The organism is Pseudomonas sp. SIMBA_067 (assembly GCF_046534675.1).
Lineage (GTDB): Bacteria > Pseudomonadota > Gammaproteobacteria > Pseudomonadales > Pseudomonadaceae > Aquipseudomonas > Aquipseudomonas putida.
The window spans coordinates 1-255 of sequence record NZ_JAWRYH010000829.1 but is presented as its reverse complement, the minus strand read 5'-3'; the positions used below and the strand labels follow the sequence as shown (position 1 = coordinate 255).

At 47.5% G+C, this 255-nt stretch carries 1 protein-coding gene; it reads right to left on the bottom strand.

Features of this window, described 5'->3' with window-relative positions; all coding sequences use genetic code 11:
* On the bottom strand, nucleotides 1-255 hold a 255-nt coding region (locus SB765_RS31515; protein WP_410932742.1), incomplete at both ends, for a EutP/PduV family microcompartment system protein.

Genomic DNA, 255 nt, shown 5'->3' with positions numbered 1-255 from the left:
CTGTATGCAGCAAGGCAAAAAGTTCTGTAACTCCATTGTTATTAACTGCACTGGTTACTAACACGTTGTGCGCTCCAGCTTCCCGTAACCAACTTTTCACCAAAGATATTTGTTCCATGCTGGCTAAATCTGCTTTGGTTACTACTCCAATGACCGGGTGATTCATGGCCCGGTAGGGCGTTTTTACCTCTAATTCCTGCTTCAGCGCTGAGATTCCTGCTTGTTGCCGGAAAAGCAGGCACCTGCCGTCTGAAC